Below are 21,943 nucleotides of genomic sequence, written 5' to 3' on the forward strand. Positions count from 1 at the left end.
CCGGTGCGCCGTGAGCCTCTCCCAGGATCCGGGCTTATAACGCAGCGGCTGCGGCACTTCAACTGCTGCGCTCGAGCCGGACGTGTGCTGTACGTTGTGACCATCCTCACTCGGAAGGCATCACGATGACCATTTCCAGACGACAGATCCTCGGCGGAGCGGGCTTCCTCGCAGCCGCTGCAGCACTGAACGGCTGCGCCGGATTCTCGGGTGGTGGCAACAGCGACGGTGAGGGCGGCGGCGACGAGAACACCCTGACCTTCACCACCTGGGGCAGCCCGGCCGAGGAGGAGGGCTTCAAGCGAGGGATCGCCGCGTTCGAGGCCGCGAATTCCGGCACCAAGGTGGAGCTCAACCTCGTGCCCTACGAGCAGATCTTTCAGAACATCGACGCGCAACTGCAGTCCGACACGGCTCCCGACCTCTTCCGGGTGGACTACGGAACCATCGGCGCCTACAGCAGCCAGGACCAGCTCCTGGACCTCAGCAGCTACTTCGATACAGCGGCCGGCGAGGAGTTCCTGCCCGCGATGTGGCAGGCCATCCAGTTCGACGGGAAGCCCTTCGGCGTCCCGCACCAGACGGATACCTCAGCCCTCGTCTACCGGACGGATCTTTTCGAGCAGGCGGGGATCAGCAGTGTCCCGGACAGCCTCGACTCCGCGTGGACCTGGGACGAGTTCCGCCAGGTCGCGGAGCAGCTCCGCGGTTCCCTCCCCGATGACCTCTACCCCTTCGTGTACAACTGGCAGCTCGGCGGATCCACCCGCTGGCTGAGCTGGCTGTTCCAGGCGGGCGGACGGCTCTTCAATGACGACCTCACGGGCTCCGCCATCGAGTCCGACGCCGGCACCAAGGCCCTCGCCTTCACCCAGGGCTTCTTCACCGACGGCCTGGTGCCGCCGAGTAGCTCGGTGAAGTCCTCGACGTACGCCGACGGCGCGTTCTCCGCCGGTACCACTGCGATGGCCTTCGTCGGGAACTTCGTCCTTCCGAGTCTGGACGAGGCGATCACGGACTTCGAGTGGAGCGCCACGTACCTGCCCCGCGACGAACGGGGTGCGTGCGATCTCGGCGGCAACGCCCTCGTGGCCACGAAGAACGCCCGCAACCCCGACCTGGCGGCCGAGTTCCTGAAGTTCATGACGCAGCCGGATCAGATGTCGGACTTCTGCGCCCGCGCCATGGAGCTCCCTACCCTGAACAGCCTCGTAACCACCGAACTCGATTACCAGACGCGGCCAGACATCGCAGGGATCTTCGTGGAGCAGGCCACCACGCTCGAGCCGTCCGACGTCCAACAGCTCACCTCGCCTGCCATGGCCGCGATCAACCCGAAGCTCCGCGACGAGCTCGAGGCAGCGTTCACGCAGGGCCAACCGGTGGACCGGACCCTGGCGAACATTGCCGCCGCCGTCGATGAGGCAGCCGGCTGATGTCTGCCGACACCTCCGCCCGCGAGGAGTCGACCGACTGTACCGGCCCCCCGCCGTCCCCGGCGGACACGTACGCCGTGAGGTCGGGGAAACCGTCCCACCGCCAGCTCGCCACGCTGACTTCCTACGGCTTCCTCGGGCCGAACCTGATCCTGCTCGGCATCTTCCTCTTCCTGCCGCTGGGCTGGGCCTTCCTGATCAGCTTCCAGGAGTCGAACGGTTTCGGCGCCAGCGGGTGGGTGGGCCTCGAGAACTACCAGCGACTCGCCACCGACCCCACGTTCTGGCAGTCGGCGCTCAACACGGCGGTGTTCACGCTCATCACGGTTCCCCTGAGCCTGGCACTCGGCCTGGGCCTCGCGGTCCTCATGAACTCGGTGCTCCCTGGGCGGAAGCTGTTCCGCACCCTCATCTACCTGCCGATGGTAATCTCGGGAGTCGCCACCGCACTCATGGGAGTGCTGCTGTTCGACGAGGCGACGGGCATCGTCAACAAGCTCCTGCGCGAAGGCGGCCTCGGCGGAATACCGTGGCAGTCCCAGGGCTCCGCCGCCTTCGCCTCGATCGTCCTGGTGACCCTGTGGATCCGTGTGGGCTTCAACATGGTCATCTACCTCGCCGGGCTGCAGGGCATCTCCCCCGAGCTCTACGAAGCCGCCCGCCTCGAGGGAGCGAGCTCCTGGCAGCAGTTCCGCTACCTGACTGTGCCCCTCGTGGGTCCCTCCACGTTCTTCCTGCTGATCATGGACGTCATCTACTCGTTCCAGGTGTTCGACACCATCTTCGTCATGACCGGCGGCGGGCCCGGGCGCTCGACGTCTGTGCTCGTCACCTACGCCTATGAGAACGGCTTCGTCACCCGCGACCAGAGTTACGCGGCGGCGATCGGCATCGTCATCTTCCTGCTCACCCTCATCTTCACGGCCATCCAGTGGCGCGGCAACCGCTCGCGCGACACTGCCGGATAGCCCCTCCCGGAGCACCAGGACAGGATCCCCATGGCTCATCCCCTACCCCTCACGGGCGACGGCGCCGCAACCGACGCGGCGTCGCGCAGCGCCCGTCCAGGTTCTGTTTCCCGCTCCGGCACCGGGTCGGGCAACGGAACCGGCGGCTTCGTGCCGCGCGTCAAGCGCGTATCACCGGCGCAACGGGCGTCGGCCATCGCCCGCCTCATGACCGCCGTCGTCGTGGGCATCGTCATGATGTTCCCGCTCTACTGGATGGTCACGCTCGCCTTCTCGCCGAACGCCGACGTCTTCAGCCGGGAGCTGCGCATCTGGCCGTCCTCGTGGACGCTCGACAACTTCCGCACCGTGTTCGGCAGCTTTCCCACCGCCACGTGGTTCGGTAACTCCGTGGTCATCACGGCGATCGTCACGGTCCTCACTGTCACGGTGAACCTCCTGGCCGGCTACGCATTCGCCAAGCTCGATTTCCGCGGCAAGGGCGCCATCTTCCTGATGGTCCTGAGCACCATGATGATCCCCGTCCAGGTGCTGATGGTCGCGCAGTTCCGCCTCGTGACCCAGCTCGGCATCTACGGCACGTTCTGGGCCGTAATCCTTCCCTCGGCAGCCTCGGCGTTCGGGATCTTCCTGGCCCGCCAGTTCATCATCGCTATCCCGGACGAGCTGATCGAGGCGGCGAAGGTGGACGGGGCCGGTCCCGTCCGGATCTTCCTGCAGATCATCCTGCCGCTGTGCAAACCCCTGATCGCCGTCCTCGTGCTGCTCACCGTCATGTATCAGTGGAACGATTTCGCCTGGCCGCTGATCGCGCTCAAGGACAGCCAGCTGTTCACGCTGCCCATCGGGCTGCTTTACCTGCGGGGCCAGTACGGTGCCGACTACGGCGCCATCATGGCCCTGGCCCTGATCTCCATCACGCCGATCATCATCATGTTCCTCGCGTTCCAGAAGTACTTCGTGCAGGGGCTGGCACGCAGCGGTATCCGCTAATCGACGCGGCTGGTGTCACCACCTGCGAAAGCCTCCCTCGGTACTCAGGACCTGGCCCACCATCCAGCGGCCCTCGTCGGTCAGCAGCCAGGCGATGAGGCGCGCGGGGTCGTCCGGTTCGCCGAAGCGGCCGCCGGGGAAGTGCGCCAGGACATCCCGGAGGATCTCGGGTGGTCGGTCTGCGGTGTCAGCATCGAGATAGCCCGTGTTCACCGGTCCTGGGTTGACGGTGTTGAGCACGATCCCCCGCTCCACGAGGTGATCGGCAACGGAGGCTGTCAGTCCCGCGAGGGCCGCCTTCGAGGCTGCGTAGGCGATCTCCGATGACATCGGACCTGTCACCTGCCCGGAGGTCATCCAGATGACGCGTCCGCCCTCCCGCCCGTCGTGCTGGTGGGCGAAGTGCTTCGTCGCAAGGATGGTCGAGCGCGTGTTGACCTGCCAGTGCGCATCGAGGTTCTCCCAGGAGATGTCGTCCAGCCGTCCGTCCCCTCCGCTCTTGGCGTGGTTGCAGACGAGTCCGTCGAGGTGTCCGAGAGCTGCGCGGGCATCGGCGATCAGCAGTTCGCCACCGTCGGGCTGCCCGAGGTCGATGCTCCCGTGGTCGAGCGAGGCACCCTCGCGGAGACGTCCGCGGACACCTTCGACGACGTCGTCGATGCTGTCCCCACCCCACGGCTGCTCGGCGTCGTGCGGGGCGAAGTGATGGAGGTACAGGGAGGCGCCCATACCGGCGAGACGGGAGGCGATCGCGTAGCCGATGCCCTTGCGGCGGCTCACTCCGGTGACCACGAAGGCGCGCCCGGTCAGGGGACAGGTGGAATCCATGGGCCCAGCCTAGGTCGGTGCTTCGCTAGGCTGGAAATGACCGCTCGTCGCTTTCCAGCACCTCCCGACCCCTGAGGAATGTCATGCACTGTCTGGCCGCCCGCTCCCGCATCCTGGCCGCCGGGGTGTGCCTGGCCGTCCTCGGGCTGGCCGGCTGTGCCGGCCCGGTACTCGGCGTCCTGGACCGGGACCAGACCGATCAGGACGTCCTGACCATTCAGACGGACCTCGACGGCATAGACCTCGCCTCCACCCGGTTCCTGGCCGAGCGCGACGGCGTCGAATACTTCGCGGCAAGGCCTGTGGAAGGGAACGGCACCGCGGACACCGTTTGCCTGCTGATCGAGGAAGGCATCGGGGTGGGGCTCGAATGCGCCCCGCTCACGGCGGGCGAGGCGGGTGCGACCATCCGGGACAGCAGGGTCACGGCCGCGCTCCTGCCGGACGACATCGACCGCAACGACCTGGCGGACGAAGGCTTCCAGTTGCTCCACCCGAATCTCGCGGTGCGGCCTGCGCACGCCGGGTGATCCCCGTGCCCCCGGCCGGGGTCGGGTAGTCCCCGTGCCGCCTCGGGCTGCCGCCGGAGCCCCGCACCCGGCCCGGAAGTGCTGGACACGGTCATCGCCGCCGTGCCTAGCATGGAAAGGACCGGCGGACGGGATCGAGGAGGAACCATGGCAGTTGCAGAGGACGACGGCGGCGAACTGATCGTCGGTGACGTGACGAGGACAGGCGGCCGTGCACTCGCCGTGGGCTTGTCCCACACGGCGGACACAGAGAGCAGACCGATGGTCGGCATCGGCTGGGTGGAACAGGATCAGCGGCTCGAGATCACCGTCGACGAAGCACGCGCCCTGCGGGACGAGCTCACACGCATCATCAGCGACGCCGAAGGCTCCTAGGCCGAGACCTGCGTCTCCCCGACCGTGATGCGGTGGTTCTCCTCGCACTGGAACACGGCGAGCGTTCCCGGCGGCACCGGCCCCTCGGCCGGCCACTGGTCCTCGCCCAGTTCGATCAGGGCGGAACCGCAGCTGGGGCATCGAGCTTCCATCGGGTACGTCCTCTCTTCGCTTCGGGCCCGGCCGGCGGAGGCAGGACCGGGATTGGGCCGGCAGCCGGAGGGCGCTTAGCCCAGTACATACCGCCCGGGCTGCCGGCGCCATCCACAGGCCGTGAACCACGCGGAACTGGACGGGCGGCGGGACAGGGTCTAGCCGTTCCGCCTCACCGCTCTCAGGGCTTCGGCTCCGATCAGCCCGGCTGCCGCGATGGCCAGGACCGCCGTTCCCCAGGGAAAGGGCGGTGTGCCGGCGACGGAGCGGGTCGACGGGTCTTCTCCTGTCCGCATGATCGGCAGCAGTTCGACAGCATGTGAGGCCTTCGCGAGCGCCGAGCTGACCCGGTGCAGCACCGGCACCAGGTTCCCGGGAGCCGAGAGGATCGCGAGGTCGACGGCGTCGCGCCCCCTGTCGAGCACCGACAGCGGCAAAGCGGCCACCACGTTGCCGGGAGGCCTCCGCGCCACCACGGGGTGGGCTCGCGTGGGAGCGACTCGCCGCACCAGTTCCCAGAGCACGCCCAGCACCTGGAGCTCACGCCGGGAGACCCTCGCCTGGAGCCGCGGGAACAGGGCGTCCTCCTCGTCCCGGACGTCGTCGTCGAGCACCTCCGTCAACCGGCCGAGAACATCGGCGCGCTCGGGAGAGCCGTCATCAAGCCCCTCGAGCTTCGTCACCAGTTCGTTGACCTCCTGGTGTTCGCGCTCCACCTCGAGGGTGAGCTCGCCGCCGTCGGGCAGGACCCTGCGCATGACGGGCCACAGCACGGATTCCTCTGCGAAGGCGTGCGGGAAGACCAGGCGGTAAATGTCGAGCAGCACCCCGGCCTGGTCCTCGCCCGTTGTCCCCCGTAGCCGTTCGATCAGCGCGTTGAGCTTCACGTGGTCGCGCTTCTGCCGTACGAGGACGCTGAGCGGTCCGCCGAGCTGGTCGGTGGTCTGGTCTGCAACCGAGGTGTACACGGGTTCTCCTGGTCTGGATGGTGCTCCGGATGGCGGTTCGCGCGCCGGGCGTGAGCGGGCGCCTCCTCCATCTGAACCCCTTCATGACCGCCCGATACAGCGACCCTTGCCTCTGGTGGGCCTTCCCGCCGGTGCCTATAATCGGGGATGCTCACAGCGGGCTGGACTTGCCGCCGAAGAGACGGCCAGGCCTACCGGCTGTGGAACGGTTGCAGGCCTCCGGCAGGGCATCCTGATGTAGAGGAAGGACGTGCGGCCGTGGACCTGACGGACCGGGCAGCAGAGCTCTACGCCCTTCCCCTCGACGAGTTCATCGGGGCGAGGAACGCAGCGGCCAAGGAGGCAGCGCAGCACGGCGACAAGGACCTTGCAGCCGCGGTGCGGAGACTCCCTAAACCGGCGGCGGCGGCCTGGCTCGTCAATATGCTGGTGACCCGCAGGCGCGACGAGGTGGAGCAGGTGCTCGAGCTCGGCGCGTCCCTCAAGGAGGCGCAGGCAAGCCTCGACCGGGCACAGCTCCATGCCCTCGGCCAGCAGCGACAGCGGCTTCTCGCCGCCGTCGCCCACCAGTCCCTGGACGCGGCAGCCGAGGCAGGGCACGACGTCGGACCCGCAGCCCTGCCCGGCGTGGAGCAGACCCTCAGGGCGGCCCTTGCGGATCCGGCCGCGGCGGCCGCGGTGCTCACGGGCCGGCTCGTGAGGACGCTGGAAGCCTCCGGCTGGGACGCCGTGGACCTCGAGGATGCCGTCGCGGGCCCCTTCACACCCCCGGCGCCGGATGACGACGGGGACGACGACGGCTCCCCGTCCGAGAAGAGACCCTCGGCCCCGCAGTCGGCGGGCAGGAAGCCCTCGGCCGCGGACCGCCAGAAGGCCCAGGCCCGGCTCGACGCCGCGCGGGACGCTCTGACCGACGCACAGGAGGCGGCGGCCACGACAGAGCGGGCCGCGCGGAGACTCAGCGTGCGCCGCGACGGCCTGGTGGCGTCCGTCGAGGACCTCGAGGAGCGGCTCGACGCCCTGCGGCGGGAACTGGCCGACCTCGAAGCGGAAGCAGCGCGTCATGAAGCGGAGAGGCTCGCCGCTGAGCGGAGCATCGAGGAGGCCGAGAGGGCCGAACGGAGTGCACGGACGGCATTCGATGAGTTGTTGGCCTAGGTCGGCTCGGCCCGTCGGCCAGGGAAGTCCCAGCGAGGCCGGAACAGGGATTCCACTGCACCGGGGCGGCGTCGACGGCGTAAGATATGTCGGAAAGCAGCGGAATCCGCGATGCAGGGGGAACTGTGACCGAGCAGGAAATACTGAGCGACGTCAATGACGAACTGTTCGCGCTCCTCACCGAGACGGCCGGCCTGCAGGAGTTCCTCGACGACTTCGCCGTCATGGCCGCGCGCCGCCTGTCGACGACCGGCGACGTCTCCTGCGCCATCACCCTCGTCCGGCGCAAGAAGGCGGGCACACTGGCCGCCAGCGACGACGTCGCGCGTGCTGCCGACGAGTTCCAGAGCCGCTTCCACGAGGGCCCCTGCGTGCAGGCCGCCCAGACGCTCGAGGCCGTCTATTGCCCGGATACGTCGACGGACGCGCGCTGGCCCGCCTATCTCTCGAGACTCGATACCCAGCGCATCCGGTCCATCCTCGGTGTCCCGTTCTCCCTCGAGGACAGTGGCCGCGCCGCTCTGAACATCTACTCCTCACGGCTCGACGCCTTCGATCCGGCCAGCATCAGTGCCGCCCGGGCGCTTGCGGAAGCCGCCTCGTCGTCGATCAGGTTCACGGTCCGAGCGGCATCGGCGGATGACGAGCGGCTCAACCTCGAGGCGGCCCTGGCCTCGCGCCAGACCATCAACACGGCAGTGGGCATCATCATGTTCCAGAACAAGTGCTCGCAGTCCGAGGCCCTCGCGATCCTGCAGCGCGCTTCCAGTAGCCGCAACATGAAACTCAGGCTGGTGGCAGAGCGAGTGGTGGAATCGGCCACGCAGCAACCCTGATGCGTTAAGCCACCAGCGAAGAGCGCTCCGCCGAACTTGCTCCCTCCGGTGCGACGTCATTATTTTGAAGGGGTCCAGAAGCGGGCGGCTGACTTTCGCCGGATCAACCGGCACCTGGACATTCGAGGCTTATCTTGGACTCAGAGCCCACCCTCAACGAACTTGCCGTCGTCTTCGGCCGCGTCCGCGGTCTCCTTTTGACGGAAGAGACGGTGCAGCACGCCGTCGATCTCCTCGCCGAAGCCGCGCGTGATCTCATTCCCGGCGCGATCGGGGCCGGGGTCTCGCTCATCCACCACGGACAGCGAACGAGCACCGGGGCCACGGACGCCCTCGTCCGGCGGGCGGATGAATTGCAGTACGAGTTGTCGGAGGGACCGTGCCTCAGCGCCTGGTCCACCTCGACGCCGGTCCGGACGGATGACACCACCGCCCTCGACCAGCGGTGGCCCCGCTGGGCGGCCGCCGCAGCCGAGATGTCGGTCCGTTCGTGCCAGAGCGTCCCCCTGATCCAGGGAGGCACCACGATCGGAGCCATGAAGGTCTACGCGACCGAAGCGTTCGCCTTCGACGGGACCACCGAGCGGGCGCTCTCCCGCTTCGCCGTGCCGGCCGCCGCTCTGCTCAGTCACGTCCAGACCACGGACACACCGCAGCAGATCCGTTCGGACCTCTCCGCGGCCCTGCAGACACGCGACCGCATCGCGATGGCGAAGGGAATCCTCATGGCGCGACTCGGGATCGACGATCGTGCGGCCTTCACCGAGCTCGTCACGCGTGCGCAGGATGGTCGGCGCTCGGTCGGGGACGTTGCCCTCGAGTTGACCGAAGGGGCGGGACAGCCCGTCACCTAGCATCAGCCGTCCGGAGAGCGTCAGGTACTGTCCCGGGCTTCGAGGTGCTGACCCCGCAGCAGCGTCAGCGCAGGCCGGCCGACGGACCGACGAGCCGGACGATGTTTCCCAGCAGCGCCGCGTTGAAGTCCACGCCGAGCTGGTTCGGGATGGTGACGAGTAGCGTATCGGCTGCCTGCACGGCGGCATCGGAGGCCAGCTGTTCGGCGATGACGTCGGGCGCCCCGATGTAGCTGCGCCCGAAGCGGGACCGGGCGCCGTCGAGAATGCCCACCTGGTCGTGCGACTCGCGCTGCGCCCGGATACCGAAGTAGTACTCGTCCGCCTCGCTGACGATCGGCAGGATGCTGCGGCTGACCGAGACCCTCGGTGTCCAGGCGTGTCCCGCGTTGGCCCAGGCCTTCCGGAAGATGTCGATCTGCTCGGCCTGCAGCTCGTCGAAGGGCACGCCGGTATCCTCCGTCAGCAGGGTCGAACTCATGAGGTTCATGCCCTGCTCCCCCGCCCACTGCGCGGTGGCCCTGGTGCCGGAACCCCACCAGATGCGTTCGGGCAATCCGGGCGAGAGGGGGTCGATCGGCAGTTTTTCCGTGCTGCCCGACATGCGCGGGTTCACGTCGGCGATGCCATGTCCCGCGATAGCCCTGCGGAACAACGCAGTCTTGTCGCGGGCCAGGTCCGCGTCGGTGGCGCCCACATCCGGCAGGTAGCCGAAGGTGCGGGATCCGTCGAGGGCAGTCTCCGGTGAGCCCCGGCTGATCCCGAGCTGGAGGCGCCGATTGCTGATGAGGTCGGTGACCGCGGCCTCCTCCGCCATATAGAGCGGGTTCTCGTAGCGCATGTCGATCACGCCCGTACCGAGCTCGATGGTCTTCGTCCGGGCAGCCATGGCGGCAAGGAGCGGGAAGGGTGACGAGTACTGCGGCGCGAAGTGGTGCACACGCATGTAGGCGCCGTCGACTCCGAGTTCCTCGGCAGCCACGGCCAGTTCGATGGCCTGGACCAGGGCCTCCTGGGCAGTGGGCACCAGCGACCCGCGCACATCCTGGTAGTGGCCGAAGGACAGGAATCCGATCTTCTTCATGCCGGGTGAAGCGCTGGAAGGCGTCGCAGCATTCCCGCAGGAGGCGTCATGCCGACGGCGGGTCCCCTCCTTCCGGAGGAACCCGCCGTCGTGGAAGAAGCGTCAGGGCAGCTTGACCGCCAACACGTTGCAGCGTGCCGAGAGCAGGATGGTCTGCGCCGTCGATCCCATGATCAGCTTGCCGACCGGGGTCCGGTGCCGCAGCCCGATCACGATCAGGTCCGCATCCACCTCCTCGGCCGTGTCCACGACCTCCTCGGCCGCGGTGGCCTCGGAGATGCTGTGACGGATGGAGTACGGGACACCCGTAGCTTCCAGCATGCCCTCGAGCTTGGACACGTCCTCGGAGTCGGCGTAGGCCGGATTGACGAGGCGGTCGGCGCGCGTGGTGTTGATGACCACGAGCTCCGCCCCCCGGCGTCGTGCCTCCTCCACGGCCTCGGTCACGGCCGCCTCGCCCAGGGCGTTGGGTACATAACCCACCACGATGATGCTCATCGGTCGGTGTCCTCTCGTTGATCGGTGGTCTTCGCGGTCGGTGCGACGGCGGCCTCGGAGCTCGAAGCGGAACCGCGCACGACGTCGGACGCGTCGGCATTCGCCGCGACCATCGCCTCGAACTGGCGCTGGCGACGCTTGAGCAGCAGGGACAGCGCGAAGATCACGATCAGGACCACGTAGATGGTCGCGGCAACCGGCGACTGCACGAGGGCCACGGGATCGCCCTGCGAGATCGCCAGCGAACGGCGCAGCTGGCTCTCGAAGATGGGGCCGAGGATCAGCCCCACCACCATCGGCGCGATCGGGTAGCCGTAGCGCCGCATGAAGAACCCGAGGATGCCGACGATCAGCAGGATGATGACGTCGATCGGGGTGAAGTTCACCGAGAAGGCGCCCAGGACGGCGAACACCAGGATTCCCGAGTACAGGTACGGCCGCGGGATCTGGAGGATCTTCACCCAGATACCCACCAGGGGCAGGTTCAGGACGAGGAGCATCAGGTTGCCCACGTAGAGGCTCGCGATGAGCGCCCATACCAGGGTGCTGTTGGACTCGAAGAGCTGCGGGCCCACAGGGATCTGGTAGCGCTGGAAGGCGACGAGCATCATCGCAGCCGTGGCCGTCGTCGGGATGCCGAGTGTCAGCAGTGGCACGAGGACACCGGCCGCTGCCGCATTGTTGGCGGCCTCCGGACCGGCGACGCCCTCGATGGCGCCCTTGCCGAACTGCTTCTTGTTCTCACCCTTGGCGAGCTTGCGCTCGGAGGCGTAGGACAGGAAGGTCGCGACGTCGGCGCCGCCCGCCGGAATGGTCCCGACGGGGAAACCGATGAACGTGCCGCGGAGCCAGGGCTTCCAGGAGCGGCGAAGATCTTCCTTGCGGAGCCAGCTGGTCCAGCCGCCGGTCACGGGGATGATCTTGATGGGCCCGTGCCGCAGGCGGGAGCCCACGTACAGGGCCTCCCCGACGGCGAAGAGGGCGACCGCCACGAGGACGACGTCGATCCCGTCCGCGAGGAAGGGGCTTCCGAACGTGTAGCGCTGCTGCGCGGTGAGCGAGTCGAAGCCGATGAGCGCGATGAACAGGCCCAGGCCCAGCGAGGCAAGGCCGCGCAGCACCGACGAGCCGAGGAGCGCGCCGACCGTGAGGAAGGCCACGATCATCAGCGCCACGTACTCGACGGGGCCGATCTGCACCGCGAACGCCGCGACATAGGGTGCCACGAAGCTCAGCAGGACGGTGGCTATGGTGCCGGCCACGAAGGAGCCGACCGCCGCCGTCGCCAGCGCTGCCGCTCCCCTGCCGGCCTTGGCCATCTTGTTGCCCTCGAGCGCCGTGACGATCGAGGACGACTCCCCGGGGGTGTTGAGCAGGATCGAGGTGGTGGACCCGCCGTACATGCCGCCGTAGTAGATACCGGCGAAGACGATGATCGCCGCCGTCGGCTCGAGGCTGTAGGTGATGGGCATCAGCAGTGCCACGGTCATGGCGGGCCCGATGCCGGGCAGGACGCCCACCGCGGTTCCGACGAGCACGCCGCCCAGCGCGAAGAGGAGGTACATGGGCTGCATCGCCGTGGCGAAGCCCTCCATGAGCAGGAAGAAGTTATCCACCGAACACACCGAGCCCTTCGAGGAACCCGGGGGGCAGGGAGACGCCGAGGAGCCCCCCGAAGACGAACTGCAGCACCAGCGCGAGGATGATCGCGGTCATGAGGTTGCGCCACCACGGGCGGGCTCCGAGCGACCAGGCGGCGCCGAAGAACAGGATCGCTGCGGCGACGGGCCAACCGAGCGGAACGATCAGGAACGAGTGCAGCAGGACGAAGCCGGCGAGCTTGCCGACGGTCAGCCAGTCGGTCTTCGCGTCGAGGTCCACGTCCTCGCCCTCGTCGGCCGCGCCCCGGTGGCCGCGGAGCACCTGGAACACCAGGCCCGCCCCGACGGCGACGAGCAGGCCCGAGACGGCGAAGGGGAAGGCGCGGGGGCCGATGTCGCTGGCGGACGGAGGGGTCTGGATGCCCGCGCCGGACACGAAGCCGACGACGCCGATGCTGACGATGATGAGGGCGAAGACCAGCTCACCGATCGGCGCGCCGGGAGCGGCGGCCGTGCCGCTCCCGGGGGCGTTCTGGACGGAGGTACTCATCGGCTACAGCAGTCCGATGTCGGTGAGGGTCGTCTTGACGCTGGCGATGTCCTCGTCGAGGAAGGTTCCGAATTCCTCGCCGGTCAGGAAGGCGTCCGCCCAGTTGTTCTCCTCGAGGGTGGCCTTCCAGGTGTCCGTCTCGTGCAGGTCGGTGACGAGCTGGGTCAGCTTCTCCGCCTGGGCGTCGTCGATGTTCCCGGGGGCGACGACGCCACGCCAGTTGGTGAGGACCAGGTCGATGCCCTCTTCGGTGAGTGTCGGGGTGTCGGGCAGCTGCGGTGCGGCTTCCTCGCCGGAGACCGCGAGGGCGCGGAGCTTACCGGCCTCGACCTGCTCCGCGTATTCGCCGACGCCCGAGATGCCGGCGTTGACCTTGTTGCCGAGCAGGGCCGCGAGGGACTCGCCTCCGCCGGAGTAGGGGATGTAGTTCAGGTTCTCGGGCGCGATGCCGGCCTCCTTGAGGACCGAACCGGCGAGGATGTGGTCCGCGCCTCCGGCCGAACCGCCGGTGATGGAGACGCCCTGGCCCTTGGACTCGATGTCATCGAGCAGGTCCTGGACGGACTGGTACGGCGAGTCGGCGGGGACCACGATCACGAGGGGCTCCTCGGTGAGGCGGGCGATCGGCGTCGTGTCCTCGATCCGGTTGGCCGCGTTGTTGGTCTCGACCGCGCCGACCATGACGTAGCCCATGACCATAAGCGTGTTGGGGTCAGTCTCGGTGACGAGCTGGGCGAGGCCGTTGGTACCGCCGGCACCACCGACGTTGACCACGGAGGCGTTGCCCACGAGGTCGTTCTCCTTGAGGTCCGCCTCCATTGCACGGCCTGTCTGGTCCCAGCCGCCGCCCGGATCTGCGGGAACCACGATATTGAGCTTCTCGATGGTTCCGTCCGGTTCCTCGGCGGTAGTGCTCTGCGTCATCGAGCCGCAGGCCGAGAGGGCCAGGGCGGAGACGAGGGCGAGGGTGGTGAGGGTCGAACGGCGCGCCGTTGTGCGATCGATCGTCATGATCTTCTCTTCCTTGAGATGTGCTGCGAGGTGTGATGGGGGTCACCACTGCTTTCCTCAGGGTAGGAAGCGCACCGACCGGGGGTAAAGAATGCGGTCGTAGTGCTCGTAGTGGTCTTTGTGGTCACAGGTCCTCAGGCAGCCGTTCGGAACGCAAAAGTGCGTGTCACACTAAGAGGATGATCAGAACGATGTCGCTTCGATCGCAGCTGTTCCTGCTGCAACTGGCCATCGTGCTCGTCATCGTCGCCGTCGCCGGTTCCACTGCCGTCACCATGCAGCGCATGCAGATCCGCGAGCAGTACGAGGATCGGATGGTCGGCGTCGCCCAGTCGGTGGCGCAACTGCCCTCCGTGGTCGAGGCCTTCGACGAAGCGGACCCCAGCGCCACGATCCAGCCCATCGCGGACCTGATCCGCCAGTCCACGGGCGTGACGTACGTCGTCGTCACCGATGAGGAGGGCATCCGGTACTCGCACCCGAATCCCGACCTGATCGGTCGACTCGTCTCCACGGATCCATCGGTCCCCCTGTCGGGAGAGACCTTCGTGGGCACCCAGACCGGGACCCTCGGTAAGTCGTGGCGGGTGAAGGTACCGATCTACGGCGACGACGGCGGCATCATCGGCACGGCGTCGGTGGGTACCCTCGAATCAGAGCTCGACGCCGACCTCTACGAGGACCTTCCCCGCCTGTTGGCATGGCTGATCGTCGCCGCCCTCGTCGGGTCCGCCGGAGCCATCTGGATCTCCCGGCTCGTCTGGCGGCGGATCTACCGCCTGGAGCCGGAGCAGATCGCCTCCCTCCTCGAGACCCGCGACGCCATGATCCACGGCATCAGCGAAGGCATGGTCGCCGTCGACGAGCACCACCGGATCGCGCTCCTCAATGACGAGGCCAAACGGCTGCTCGATCTCGACGATTCCGCCACCGGCCAGCTGGCGGAGGATGTCATGGAGCCCGCCCTCGCGCTTCTCCTCACCGATCCCGCCGACACCGACGAGACAGTCCTGTCCGGGGAACGCGTGCTCCTTGCCCGCACCTCCGATGCCTCCGTCGACGGCACCCGGGTGGGACGCGTGATGATCCTTCGCGACCGCACGGAGCTCTACCAGCTGCTGACCGACCTCGACGGCGAGCGCGACGCGACGCAGGCCCTCCGCGCCCAGGCCCACGAATTCGCCAACCGGATGCACACCATCTCGGGGTTGCTCGAGCTCGGCCGGACGGAGCAGGCCGTGGACTTCATCTCCCGCTCGGGCCACGGCGGGTCGCTGGTCTCCGGGACCATCGCACCCGGGATCCAGGACCCGGACGCGGCGAGCCTGCTCATGACCAAGAGCACCATCGCCGCCGAGAAGGGCATCACCCTGTCCATCAGCGACACCTCGACGCTCGAACCCGACGGCACCACCGACGTCGTCACCATCCTCGGCATCCTGATCGACAACGCGATCGAGGCCGTGACCGGGAGCGGCCGGACGGACGGCCGCATCGCCGTCCACCTGGAGATGGACGACGGCGCCCTGCGCATCGAGGTCTCGGACAACGGACCCGGCATCGCGGCCGAGGACATCGACGGCATCTTCTCGTCCGGCTACTCGACCAAGGACGGCGGGCACACCGGGACGCGCGGCTTCGGCCTCGCGCTCGTCGACCGCATCGCCCGACGCCGTTCCGGGCAGGTCGTCGTCGATGACGCCGAGCTCGGCGGCGCGGAGTTCACCGTGTGGCTCGCACCCTCGCTCGTCGCGGCGCCCCGTTCCACGCTGCAGGTGCCATGACCGCGCCTCCCCCGGGTTCTCCGCTGATCCCCACCCTCGTCGTCGATGACGACCACGAGGTGGCCGGGATCCACACCGGGTTCCTGCTCGCCCACGGCGCCTTCGACGTCGTCGGCGCGGCCCATACAGGGGCCCGCGCGCTGGAACTGGCGGACGAACTCCGGCCGCGGCTGGTGCTGCTGGACATCCACCTCCCGGACATGACGGGCATCGACGTGCTGCGCGCGCTGCGGAACCGGCCGGGCGAGCCGCTCGACGTCATCGCCATCACCGCCGCTCGCGAGCTCGACACCGTGCGGGCCGCAGTTGCGGGCGGCGTGCTGCATTACCTCGTGAAGCCCTTCAACGCAGCCGTCCTCAACCAGCGGCTCGACCACTACGTCGCCTACCGCCGCGAGCTCGACGCCCATGCGGTCGACGGGTCCGCGGCGCTCGACCAGGGGCGCATCGACCAGCTTCTGCGCACGACGGCGGGAGCAGGCGCGGGCGGGGCGCCGTCAGGCCCGGTCACCGTCGCGACGCCCAAGGGACTGTCGGCTCCGACCCTCGACGCCGTCATGCTGGACCTGCGCGGCCACGGGCGCGGCACCTCGGCCTCGGATGTCGCCGATCGTCTCGGCATGGCCCGTGTCAGTGCCCGTCGGTACCTCGAGTTCCTCGTCTCGCGGGGGCAGGCACGCATCGTGCCGCAGTACGGTTCGGCGGGGCGCCCGGAGAAGTTCTACGTATGGACCGACGGCGGACGGGCCGGCTGAGGAATAACCGCGGTGCCCAGGGGTTGTCCAGGGCATGACTGAGAACACGACACCCTCGACGGACACCACGCGCAGCACCATCGGCTTCATCGGCAGCGGCAACATCGGCTCGCAGCTCGCCCGCCTCGCCGTCGCCCGCGGCTACAACGTGATCATGAGCAACTCACGGGGTCCGGAGACACTGCGCGGCCTCGTGGGCGAACTCGGCGACGCGGCACGGGCCGGGAGCGTCGAGGACGCCGCGAGACACGGCGACGTCGTCGTCGTCACGATTCCGCAGAAGGACATCGACTCCGTTCCGGTGGAACCCCTCGCGGGCAAGCTGGTGATCGACACCTGCAACTACTACCCGCAGCGCGACGGCCGGATCGCCGACCTCGAGGACGAGACCTCGACCACGAGCGAGATCCTTCAGCACCACCTCCCCGGCTCGTCCGTGGTCAAGGCCTTCAACACCATCCATTTCGCGCAGCTGACCACCGGCGGCACGCCCGCCGGGACACCGGGCCGGCGGGCGCTTCCGATCGCGGGCGACGCCTCTGACGCCAAACAGGCCGTCGTGGACCTCCTCGACGAGTTCGGCTTCGACGCCGTGGACGCGGGCGCCCTCGCCGAGGGATGGCGATTCCAGCGGGACACCCCGGCCTACGGGACGGTACTCGACGCCGACGGCCTGCGCGGAGCGCTCGGGCAGGCGAAGCGGTACGCGGAGATGTAAGGACACACCGTCTCCAGCCGACCCCCGCGTGTACGGTCGTCGTCCCACTCTCGGGTATTTTGGATCCAATGCTGCGAAGGTCCCTGGGGACCCGGTGAGTGTCTCAGTGCAGTCAGCCCGGCGCACATAAGTCACCGAGGCGGTGCCGCCGTGCGCCGTGGCAGCGAGTGGAGAGACCTGGACCATGTCAGCGAGCCATCCTTCCGCCGAGGCACCACGCTCGGATTCCGGCGGCAGGACCTTCCTCATCCGTGCAATCGTGCTGGTGACGGCAGTCCTCGGCATCAACTACATCGCGTGGCGCTGGCTGTTCTCCATCAACTGGGATGCGTGGTGGATCGCCATCCCTCTGGTGCTGGCGGAGACGTACTCGCTGATCGATTCGCTCCTGTTCGGCTTCACGGTCTGGAGACTGAAGAGGAGGGAGCCCCCGGAGGCGCCCGAGGGCCTCACGGTCGACGTCTTCATCACCACCTACAACGAGCCCCTCGACCTGGTGCTGACGACGGCCCGGGCAGCGAAGGCCATCCGGTACCCGCACAACACCTGGATCCTCGACGACGGCAACCGGGCCGAGGTGCGCGAAGCGGCAGAGGCGGAGGGCATCGGCTGGATCACGCGGTCGGCTGACTGGAAGGACATGCCGCGCCACGCCAAAGCCGGAAACCTGAACAATGCGCTCATGTCCACGGACGGTGAGTTCCTGGTCATCCTCGATGCCGACCAGATCCCGGATCCGCTCATCCTCGACCGGACGCTGGGGTACTTCACGAACGAGAAGATGGCCCTGGTGCAAACGCCCCAGGTCTTCATCAACGTGCCGGACTCGGACCCCCTGGGCAGTCAGGCACCCCTCTTCTACGGACCCATCCAGCAGGGTAAGGACGGGTGGAACGCCGCCTTCTTCTGCGGATCGAATGCGATCATCCGTCGTGAGGCGCTCATGCAGCTCGGCGTCACCCGCTACGTCACCGAGATCGAGCTCGCCCTGCACAAGGCACTGAAGACGTCGGGGAAGGTCCTTGCGAAGGCCAAGAAGAACCTGGAGCCGGACAACGAGCGCGTGGAGGAAGCCCTCGACCTCGTGGCGAAGGATCTCCGGCGCGTACGGCGCCGCCTCCAGAAGGGCCACGGCATCTCCGAGGTGACCTACGAGTTCCAGCAGCGGGTCGTGGCGGTCACGCGCAACCTCGTCGCCGCGGATATCGCCGCCTTCCACGAGGACCTCGCGTCCCTTGCGGACCTCGGCATCGAGGGCCTCGACGAGGGACTGCAGAACGCCTCGCTGGGCACCCCCGGCCTCGCCGTCCTCGACGACACTGCGCTGGACCAGCTGGCGCAGCGCTCCTGGTCCCCCCTCGCCGCGATCGACGCCGTCCGGCTGCTCCTTGAGTCGGTGAATGCCGACCGCGGCGGCGAGGCGCAGGCCGTCATGCCGATGGCCACCATCTCGGTCACCGAGGACATGGCCACCTGCATGCGCCTCCACTCCCTGGGCTGGGAATCGGCCTACCACCACGAGAAGCTCGCGGACGGCCTCGCCCCCGAGGACCTGAACTCCATGCTGACCCAGCGCCTGCGCTGGGCCCAGGGCACCATCCAGGTGATGTTCCGCGAGAACCCGTTCGCCCAGAAGGGCCTCACCTTCGCCCAGAAGCTGATGTACGGGGCAACGATGTGGAGCTATCTCTCCGGCTTCGCCGCCCTCATCTACATCGCGGCACCGATCATCTACCTGACCCTCGGGATCCTTCCGGTCAACTCGATCAGCACCGAGTTCTTCGTCCGCCTCATTCCGTTCCTGCTGGTCAACCAGCTGCTGTTCGCCGTCGTCGGGAAGGGTGTGAAGACCTGGCGCGGCCAGCAGTACTCGCTCGCACTCTTCCCGGTCTGGATCCGTTCGATCACGTCGGCGTTCGGCAACGTGTACATGGGCCGCAGCCTCGACTTCGCCGTGACGCCCAAGACCCTGCAGCAGGATACGACGCTCCGGTGGGACCTCGTGAAGCCCCAGCTGTGGGCCATGGGCCTGCTGGTCGCGGCGGCGGTGGTCGGCGTCATCCGCATGGCGGTCGGCCAGGCCGACATCCTCGGGACGTCGGTCAACATCGTCTGGGTCGTCTTCGACCTGGTGATCTTCAGCGTCATCATCGAGGCCGTCAGGTACCGCGGCTATGAGCACTACCAGTCGGACATAGCGGCGGCGAAGGCGAGGCAGGAAGCGAAGGGATGACGGCGATCACTGCGGGGCCGAGGCAGCGGTGGACGGCCACCCTGCTTTTGTTGGTGACCCTCGTCGCCGGCATCCTGACCGGCGCCCTGCCCGCGCAGGCGGCTCCGGGTAGCGTGCCTGCTACCACCACGACCACCGACCAGCAGCCGGTCGAGGATCCGGGGGCGTTCGCGGAGGGCCTCTCCTTCGGTCCCGAACTCGACTGGTCGACCGACAATGCCCGGGCCTACGCCGACCGCACGGGCATCACGCCGTCGTTCTTCAGCAGGCCTGTCGCCTACCCGCTCGACGACGAGGCCGAGCGGTCCCTCGAAGATCTCGCGCGCCAGGGAGCATCCCTGGGTTCGCTCGCCGTCATCACCCTCGAACCCACGGAGTCCCTCGATCAGCTCACCGAGGACGACGCCCGACGCCTCGCCGGCACCCTGAACCGCATCAGCGAGGAGTTCCGCACCGCGTTCTTCGTCCGCTTCGCGCCGGAGATGAACGGCACGTGGTTCCGGTGGGGCCAGCAGCCCGAGGACTACATCGATGCCTTCCGCACCGTTGCTGTCGCTGTCCACGCCGAGGTTCCGACCGCGGAGATGGTGTGGTCGCCGTCGTACGCGGCCGGCTATCCCTTCACCGAAGCCTACGGAGCGCTGGAAGGGCGCACGGCAGGAGCCGTCACTCCCCTCGACACGAACGGCAACAGCCTGATCGACGCGGGCGATGACCCCTACCAGCCCTACTATCCGGGTGATGATGCCGTGGACTGGGTGGGCCTGTCCATGTACCACTTCGGCAGCTACGAGTTCGGCAACTCCGAGCAGGGAACGACGACGGCCGAGGACGGCACGCGCGAGTACTCCGGCGCGATCACGACGTCCGTGCTGCCTGAACCGGACAAGTTCGCCGACCAGCTCGCGGGCACCTACGGAATGGCCCCCGGAGCCCCGCGCATCGATTTCGCCAGGACCTACGCGGCGGAGAAGGGCAAGCGGTTCCTGGTCCAGACCGCGGCGCTGTTCGACCCCGAGGACGCCGACAGTGCGCCCGAATCCGACATCAAGCGGGCGTGGCTCGATCAACTGTTCGATCCCGCACTCGCAGCGCAGTACCCGGAGCTGGGCATGGTGGCCTGGCTCGAGGCGTCCCGGCTGGAGCCCGAGGCGGACGGGCACGTCGTGGACTGGGGCCTGTCAGCGGACAGTGCGACGGCGGCCGTCCTGCGCGGCACCCTCGACCGGACGCCCGGCATCATCCGTGGTCCTGTCACCGACGTCGTCGAGCAGGAGGACGCGAACGAGTCGACGAACCAGGTATGGCAGCCGGGCGGAACGGTCAGTGCGGTCATGGGATGGCTGGTCCTGTGCGTCGTCGGACTCTTCGCCCTGGTCCTGCTGGCAGGAGTCGCCAAGCGTGTCGTACCGCAGTGGAGCTACCCCCATGAGCGGGAGCCCCGGGACGCCCGGATCGACCTCCTCCGCAGCTGGATCATCACCTCGGTCGTGGTCACCCATATCGAGGTGGCCGGGCCGTGGTCCTTCATCTCACGCAACCTCATCGGCACCATCACGGGCGCGGAACTGTTCGTCCTGCTGTCCGGGGTGGTGCTGGGAATGGTCCACCCCATCGCCGTGGAACGGCGGGGAGCCCTGGCTGCTGCGAAGGCCACCTCGCGCCGGGCACTGAAGCTCTACCTGACGGCCCTCGCGGTGGTGATCACCGTCTACCTGCTCTCCCTGGTGCCCTTCATCGATGCCTCCGTGCTGACCACCTTCACGGACCGTGGGACCGGCGGGGCGGGCACCGAAGCCGCAGGCCGCATGTACGACCTCTACCCGAACGTGCAGCGACTGTTCGACTATCCACCGGCCGGTTACGCCGTGCGGGACCTGCTGCTGCTGAACATGGGCCCGTGGGCGTTCAACATCATGGGCCTCTACGTGGTGCTGACCCTCACGGTTCCCCTGCTGGTCCTGATGCTCAGGAAGAAGCTGTGGTGGCTTCTCCTGGCCATCAGCTGGGCTCTCTACCTGCTCGATGCGATCTTCTCCCTGCGGGTGCTGAACTCCCAGTTCCAGGATGTCTTCCCGCTGCTGACCTGGCAGGTGATCTTCGTCCACGGCGTAGTCCTCGGCTTCCACCGCCGGGCCATCATCGACGCGCTGAGCACGCGGAAGGGGAAGATCCTGGTCGTTGCCCTCACCGGCAGCTACGCACTGGTGCTCGGGACGCTGTGGCTCAACCATGCGCTGGGGGTCGGGCTCCCGTTCGTTTCCCCAGGCTTCTACGAGACCCTGTACGAGTCCGCGTACGTGCGGGTGTCCCTCCAACCCGGCAGGCTCGTCAACCTGGCCTTCTTCATCCTTGCCGCACACGTGATCCTGACCTCGTTCTGGCGACCGATCAGCAGGTTGACGGGCTGGTTGTACGTTCCGCTGGGGCGCGCGAGCCTGTACGTGTTCATCGTCCACGTCTACTTCGTGCTCATGGTCGGCAACCTGCCGGGCCTGGACCGATCGAGCTTTTGGCAGGGCTTCGTCATCCACGCCGTGGTGACCCTGGTCATCTGGGTCATGGTGAGGAAGAAGTTCCTCTTCTCCGTCATTCCCAACTAGGGACCGG

The 21,943-nt window shown here is 67.9% G+C and carries 21 protein-coding genes; 13 read left to right on the forward strand and 8 right to left on the reverse strand.

The window, feature by feature from the left end; genetic code table 11:
• Positions 1 to 125 precede the first annotated feature (125 nt).
• Genes D6T63_RS13470 through D6T63_RS13480 form a run of 3 tightly spaced genes read left to right on the forward strand, consistent with a single transcriptional unit; the run spans position 126 to position 3,397 of the window.
• On the forward strand, positions 126 to 1,436 hold the full coding sequence (locus D6T63_RS13470; RefSeq protein ID WP_120149580.1) for an ABC transporter substrate-binding protein: 1,311 nt from the start codon (positions 126 to 128) through the stop codon (positions 1,434 to 1,436).
• A complete protein-coding gene (locus D6T63_RS13475; protein ID WP_120149581.1) occupies positions 1,436 to 2,404 on the forward strand; it encodes a carbohydrate ABC transporter permease in 969 nt (322 codons plus the stop codon). The genes D6T63_RS13470 and D6T63_RS13475 overlap by 1 nt, the downstream gene beginning before the upstream one ends.
• 30 nt (positions 2,405 to 2,434) lie before the next feature.
• Positions 2,435 to 3,397 carry a carbohydrate ABC transporter permease gene (locus tag D6T63_RS13480; RefSeq protein WP_235830751.1) on the forward strand — a complete coding sequence of 321 codons (963 nt, stop codon included), beginning with the start codon at positions 2,435 to 2,437 and terminating at the stop codon, positions 3,395 to 3,397.
• 15 nt (positions 3,398 to 3,412) lie between these two features.
• Here D6T63_RS13480 and D6T63_RS13485 read toward each other — a convergent pair whose 3' ends face one another.
• Positions 3,413 to 4,225, reverse strand: coding sequence for an SDR family oxidoreductase (locus tag D6T63_RS13485; RefSeq protein WP_120149582.1), 813 nt, complete (start codon positions 4,223 to 4,225; stop codon positions 3,413 to 3,415).
• 83 nt (positions 4,226 to 4,308) lie between these two features.
• Between D6T63_RS13485 and D6T63_RS13490 the strand changes: the two genes are divergently transcribed.
• Both D6T63_RS13490 and D6T63_RS13495 read left to right on the forward strand, forming a co-directional pair.
• Entirely contained in the window at positions 4,309 to 4,755 is a 447-nt protein-coding gene (locus D6T63_RS13490) for a hypothetical protein (protein WP_120149583.1), read from the forward strand.
• 147 nt (positions 4,756 to 4,902) lie between these two features.
• Positions 4,903 to 5,130 (forward strand): hypothetical protein, encoded by a 228-nt coding sequence (locus tag D6T63_RS13495; protein ID WP_120149584.1) that lies wholly within the window; start codon positions 4,903 to 4,905, stop codon positions 5,128 to 5,130.
• Here the strand turns inward: D6T63_RS13495 and D6T63_RS19250 are convergent.
• Complete coding sequence (locus tag D6T63_RS19250) at positions 5,127 to 5,282, reverse strand: hypothetical protein (protein ID WP_182977006.1); 156 nt, start codon at positions 5,280 to 5,282, stop codon at positions 5,127 to 5,129. The two genes, D6T63_RS13495 and D6T63_RS19250, sit on opposite strands and share 4 nt — an antisense overlap.
• Positions 5,283 to 5,441: 159 nt before the next feature.
• Positions 5,442 to 6,251, reverse strand: coding sequence for a hemerythrin domain-containing protein (locus D6T63_RS13500; protein ID WP_120149585.1), 810 nt, complete (start codon positions 6,249 to 6,251; stop codon positions 5,442 to 5,444).
• A gap of 258 nt (positions 6,252 to 6,509) precedes the next feature.
• On the opposite strand from D6T63_RS13500, the gene D6T63_RS13505 reads away from it, so the two are divergent.
• The 3 genes from D6T63_RS13505 (at position 6,510) to D6T63_RS13515 (ending at position 9,099) form a co-directional block, all read left to right on the forward strand.
• Positions 6,510 to 7,409: a transposase gene (locus D6T63_RS13505; protein WP_120149586.1), complete on the forward strand. Its 900-nt coding sequence runs from the start codon at positions 6,510 to 6,512 to the stop codon at positions 7,407 to 7,409.
• Positions 7,410 to 7,534: 125 nt separating this feature from the next.
• Complete coding sequence (locus tag D6T63_RS13510) at positions 7,535 to 8,245, forward strand: GAF and ANTAR domain-containing protein (protein ID WP_182977007.1); 711 nt, start codon at positions 7,535 to 7,537, stop codon at positions 8,243 to 8,245.
• 134 nt (positions 8,246 to 8,379) lie between these two features.
• Positions 8,380 to 9,099 (forward strand): GAF and ANTAR domain-containing protein, encoded by a 720-nt coding sequence (locus D6T63_RS13515; RefSeq protein ID WP_120149588.1) that lies wholly within the window; start codon positions 8,380 to 8,382, stop codon positions 9,097 to 9,099.
• A 64-nt stretch (positions 9,100 to 9,163) separates the two neighbouring features.
• Here D6T63_RS13515 and D6T63_RS13520 read toward each other — a convergent pair whose 3' ends face one another.
• From D6T63_RS13520 to D6T63_RS13540, 5 genes are all read right to left on the reverse strand, one after another.
• Complete coding sequence (locus D6T63_RS13520; protein WP_120149589.1) at positions 9,164 to 10,183, reverse strand: LLM class flavin-dependent oxidoreductase; 1,020 nt, start codon at positions 10,181 to 10,183, stop codon at positions 9,164 to 9,166.
• Between the two features lie 102 nt (positions 10,184 to 10,285).
• Positions 10,286 to 10,681 (reverse strand): universal stress protein, encoded by a 396-nt coding sequence (locus tag D6T63_RS13525; protein WP_120149590.1) that lies wholly within the window; start codon positions 10,679 to 10,681, stop codon positions 10,286 to 10,288.
• Positions 10,678 to 12,297, reverse strand: a complete 1,620-nt coding sequence (locus D6T63_RS13530) for a tripartite tricarboxylate transporter permease (RefSeq protein ID WP_120149591.1) — start codon at positions 12,295 to 12,297, stop codon at positions 10,678 to 10,680. Before D6T63_RS13530 ends, D6T63_RS13525 begins: the two co-directional genes overlap by 4 nt.
• Positions 12,290 to 12,832: a tripartite tricarboxylate transporter TctB family protein gene (locus tag D6T63_RS13535; protein ID WP_120149592.1), complete on the reverse strand. Its 543-nt coding sequence runs from the start codon at positions 12,830 to 12,832 to the stop codon at positions 12,290 to 12,292. Before D6T63_RS13535 ends, D6T63_RS13530 begins: the two co-directional genes overlap by 8 nt.
• Before the next feature lie 3 nt (positions 12,833 to 12,835).
• A complete protein-coding gene (locus tag D6T63_RS13540; RefSeq protein ID WP_120149593.1) occupies positions 12,836 to 13,843 on the reverse strand; it encodes a Bug family tripartite tricarboxylate transporter substrate binding protein in 1,008 nt (335 codons plus the stop codon).
• Between the two features lie 179 nt (positions 13,844 to 14,022).
• Here D6T63_RS13540 and D6T63_RS13545 point away from each other — a divergent pair, with 179 nt between their 5' ends.
• The 5 genes from D6T63_RS13545 (at position 14,023) to opgC (ending at position 21,936) form a co-directional block, all read left to right on the forward strand.
• Positions 14,023 to 15,627, forward strand: a complete 1,605-nt coding sequence (locus D6T63_RS13545) for an ATP-binding protein (protein WP_120149594.1) — start codon at positions 14,023 to 14,025, stop codon at positions 15,625 to 15,627.
• Complete coding sequence (locus D6T63_RS13550; RefSeq protein ID WP_220725937.1) at positions 15,624 to 16,382, forward strand: response regulator; 759 nt, start codon at positions 15,624 to 15,626, stop codon at positions 16,380 to 16,382. The genes D6T63_RS13545 and D6T63_RS13550 overlap by 4 nt, the downstream gene beginning before the upstream one ends.
• Positions 16,383 to 16,416: 34 nt before the next feature.
• Positions 16,417 to 17,100: an NADPH-dependent F420 reductase gene (locus D6T63_RS13555; RefSeq protein WP_120149595.1), complete on the forward strand. Its 684-nt coding sequence runs from the start codon at positions 16,417 to 16,419 to the stop codon at positions 17,098 to 17,100.
• A 184-nt stretch (positions 17,101 to 17,284) separates the two neighbouring features.
• Entirely contained in the window at positions 17,285 to 19,333 is a 2,049-nt protein-coding gene (locus D6T63_RS13560; RefSeq protein WP_120149596.1) for a glycosyltransferase, read from the forward strand.
• On the forward strand, positions 19,330 to 21,936 hold the full coding sequence (gene opgC, locus D6T63_RS13565; protein ID WP_120149597.1) for an OpgC domain-containing protein: 2,607 nt from the start codon (positions 19,330 to 19,332) through the stop codon (positions 21,934 to 21,936). Before D6T63_RS13560 ends, opgC begins: the two co-directional genes overlap by 4 nt.
• Positions 21,937 to 21,943: the final 7 nt, after the last annotated feature.

The sequence above is a fragment of the Arthrobacter cheniae genome, from assembly GCF_003602275.1.
In the GTDB taxonomy this organism is placed as follows: Bacteria; Actinomycetota; Actinomycetes; order Actinomycetales; family Micrococcaceae; genus Arthrobacter_D; species Arthrobacter_D cheniae.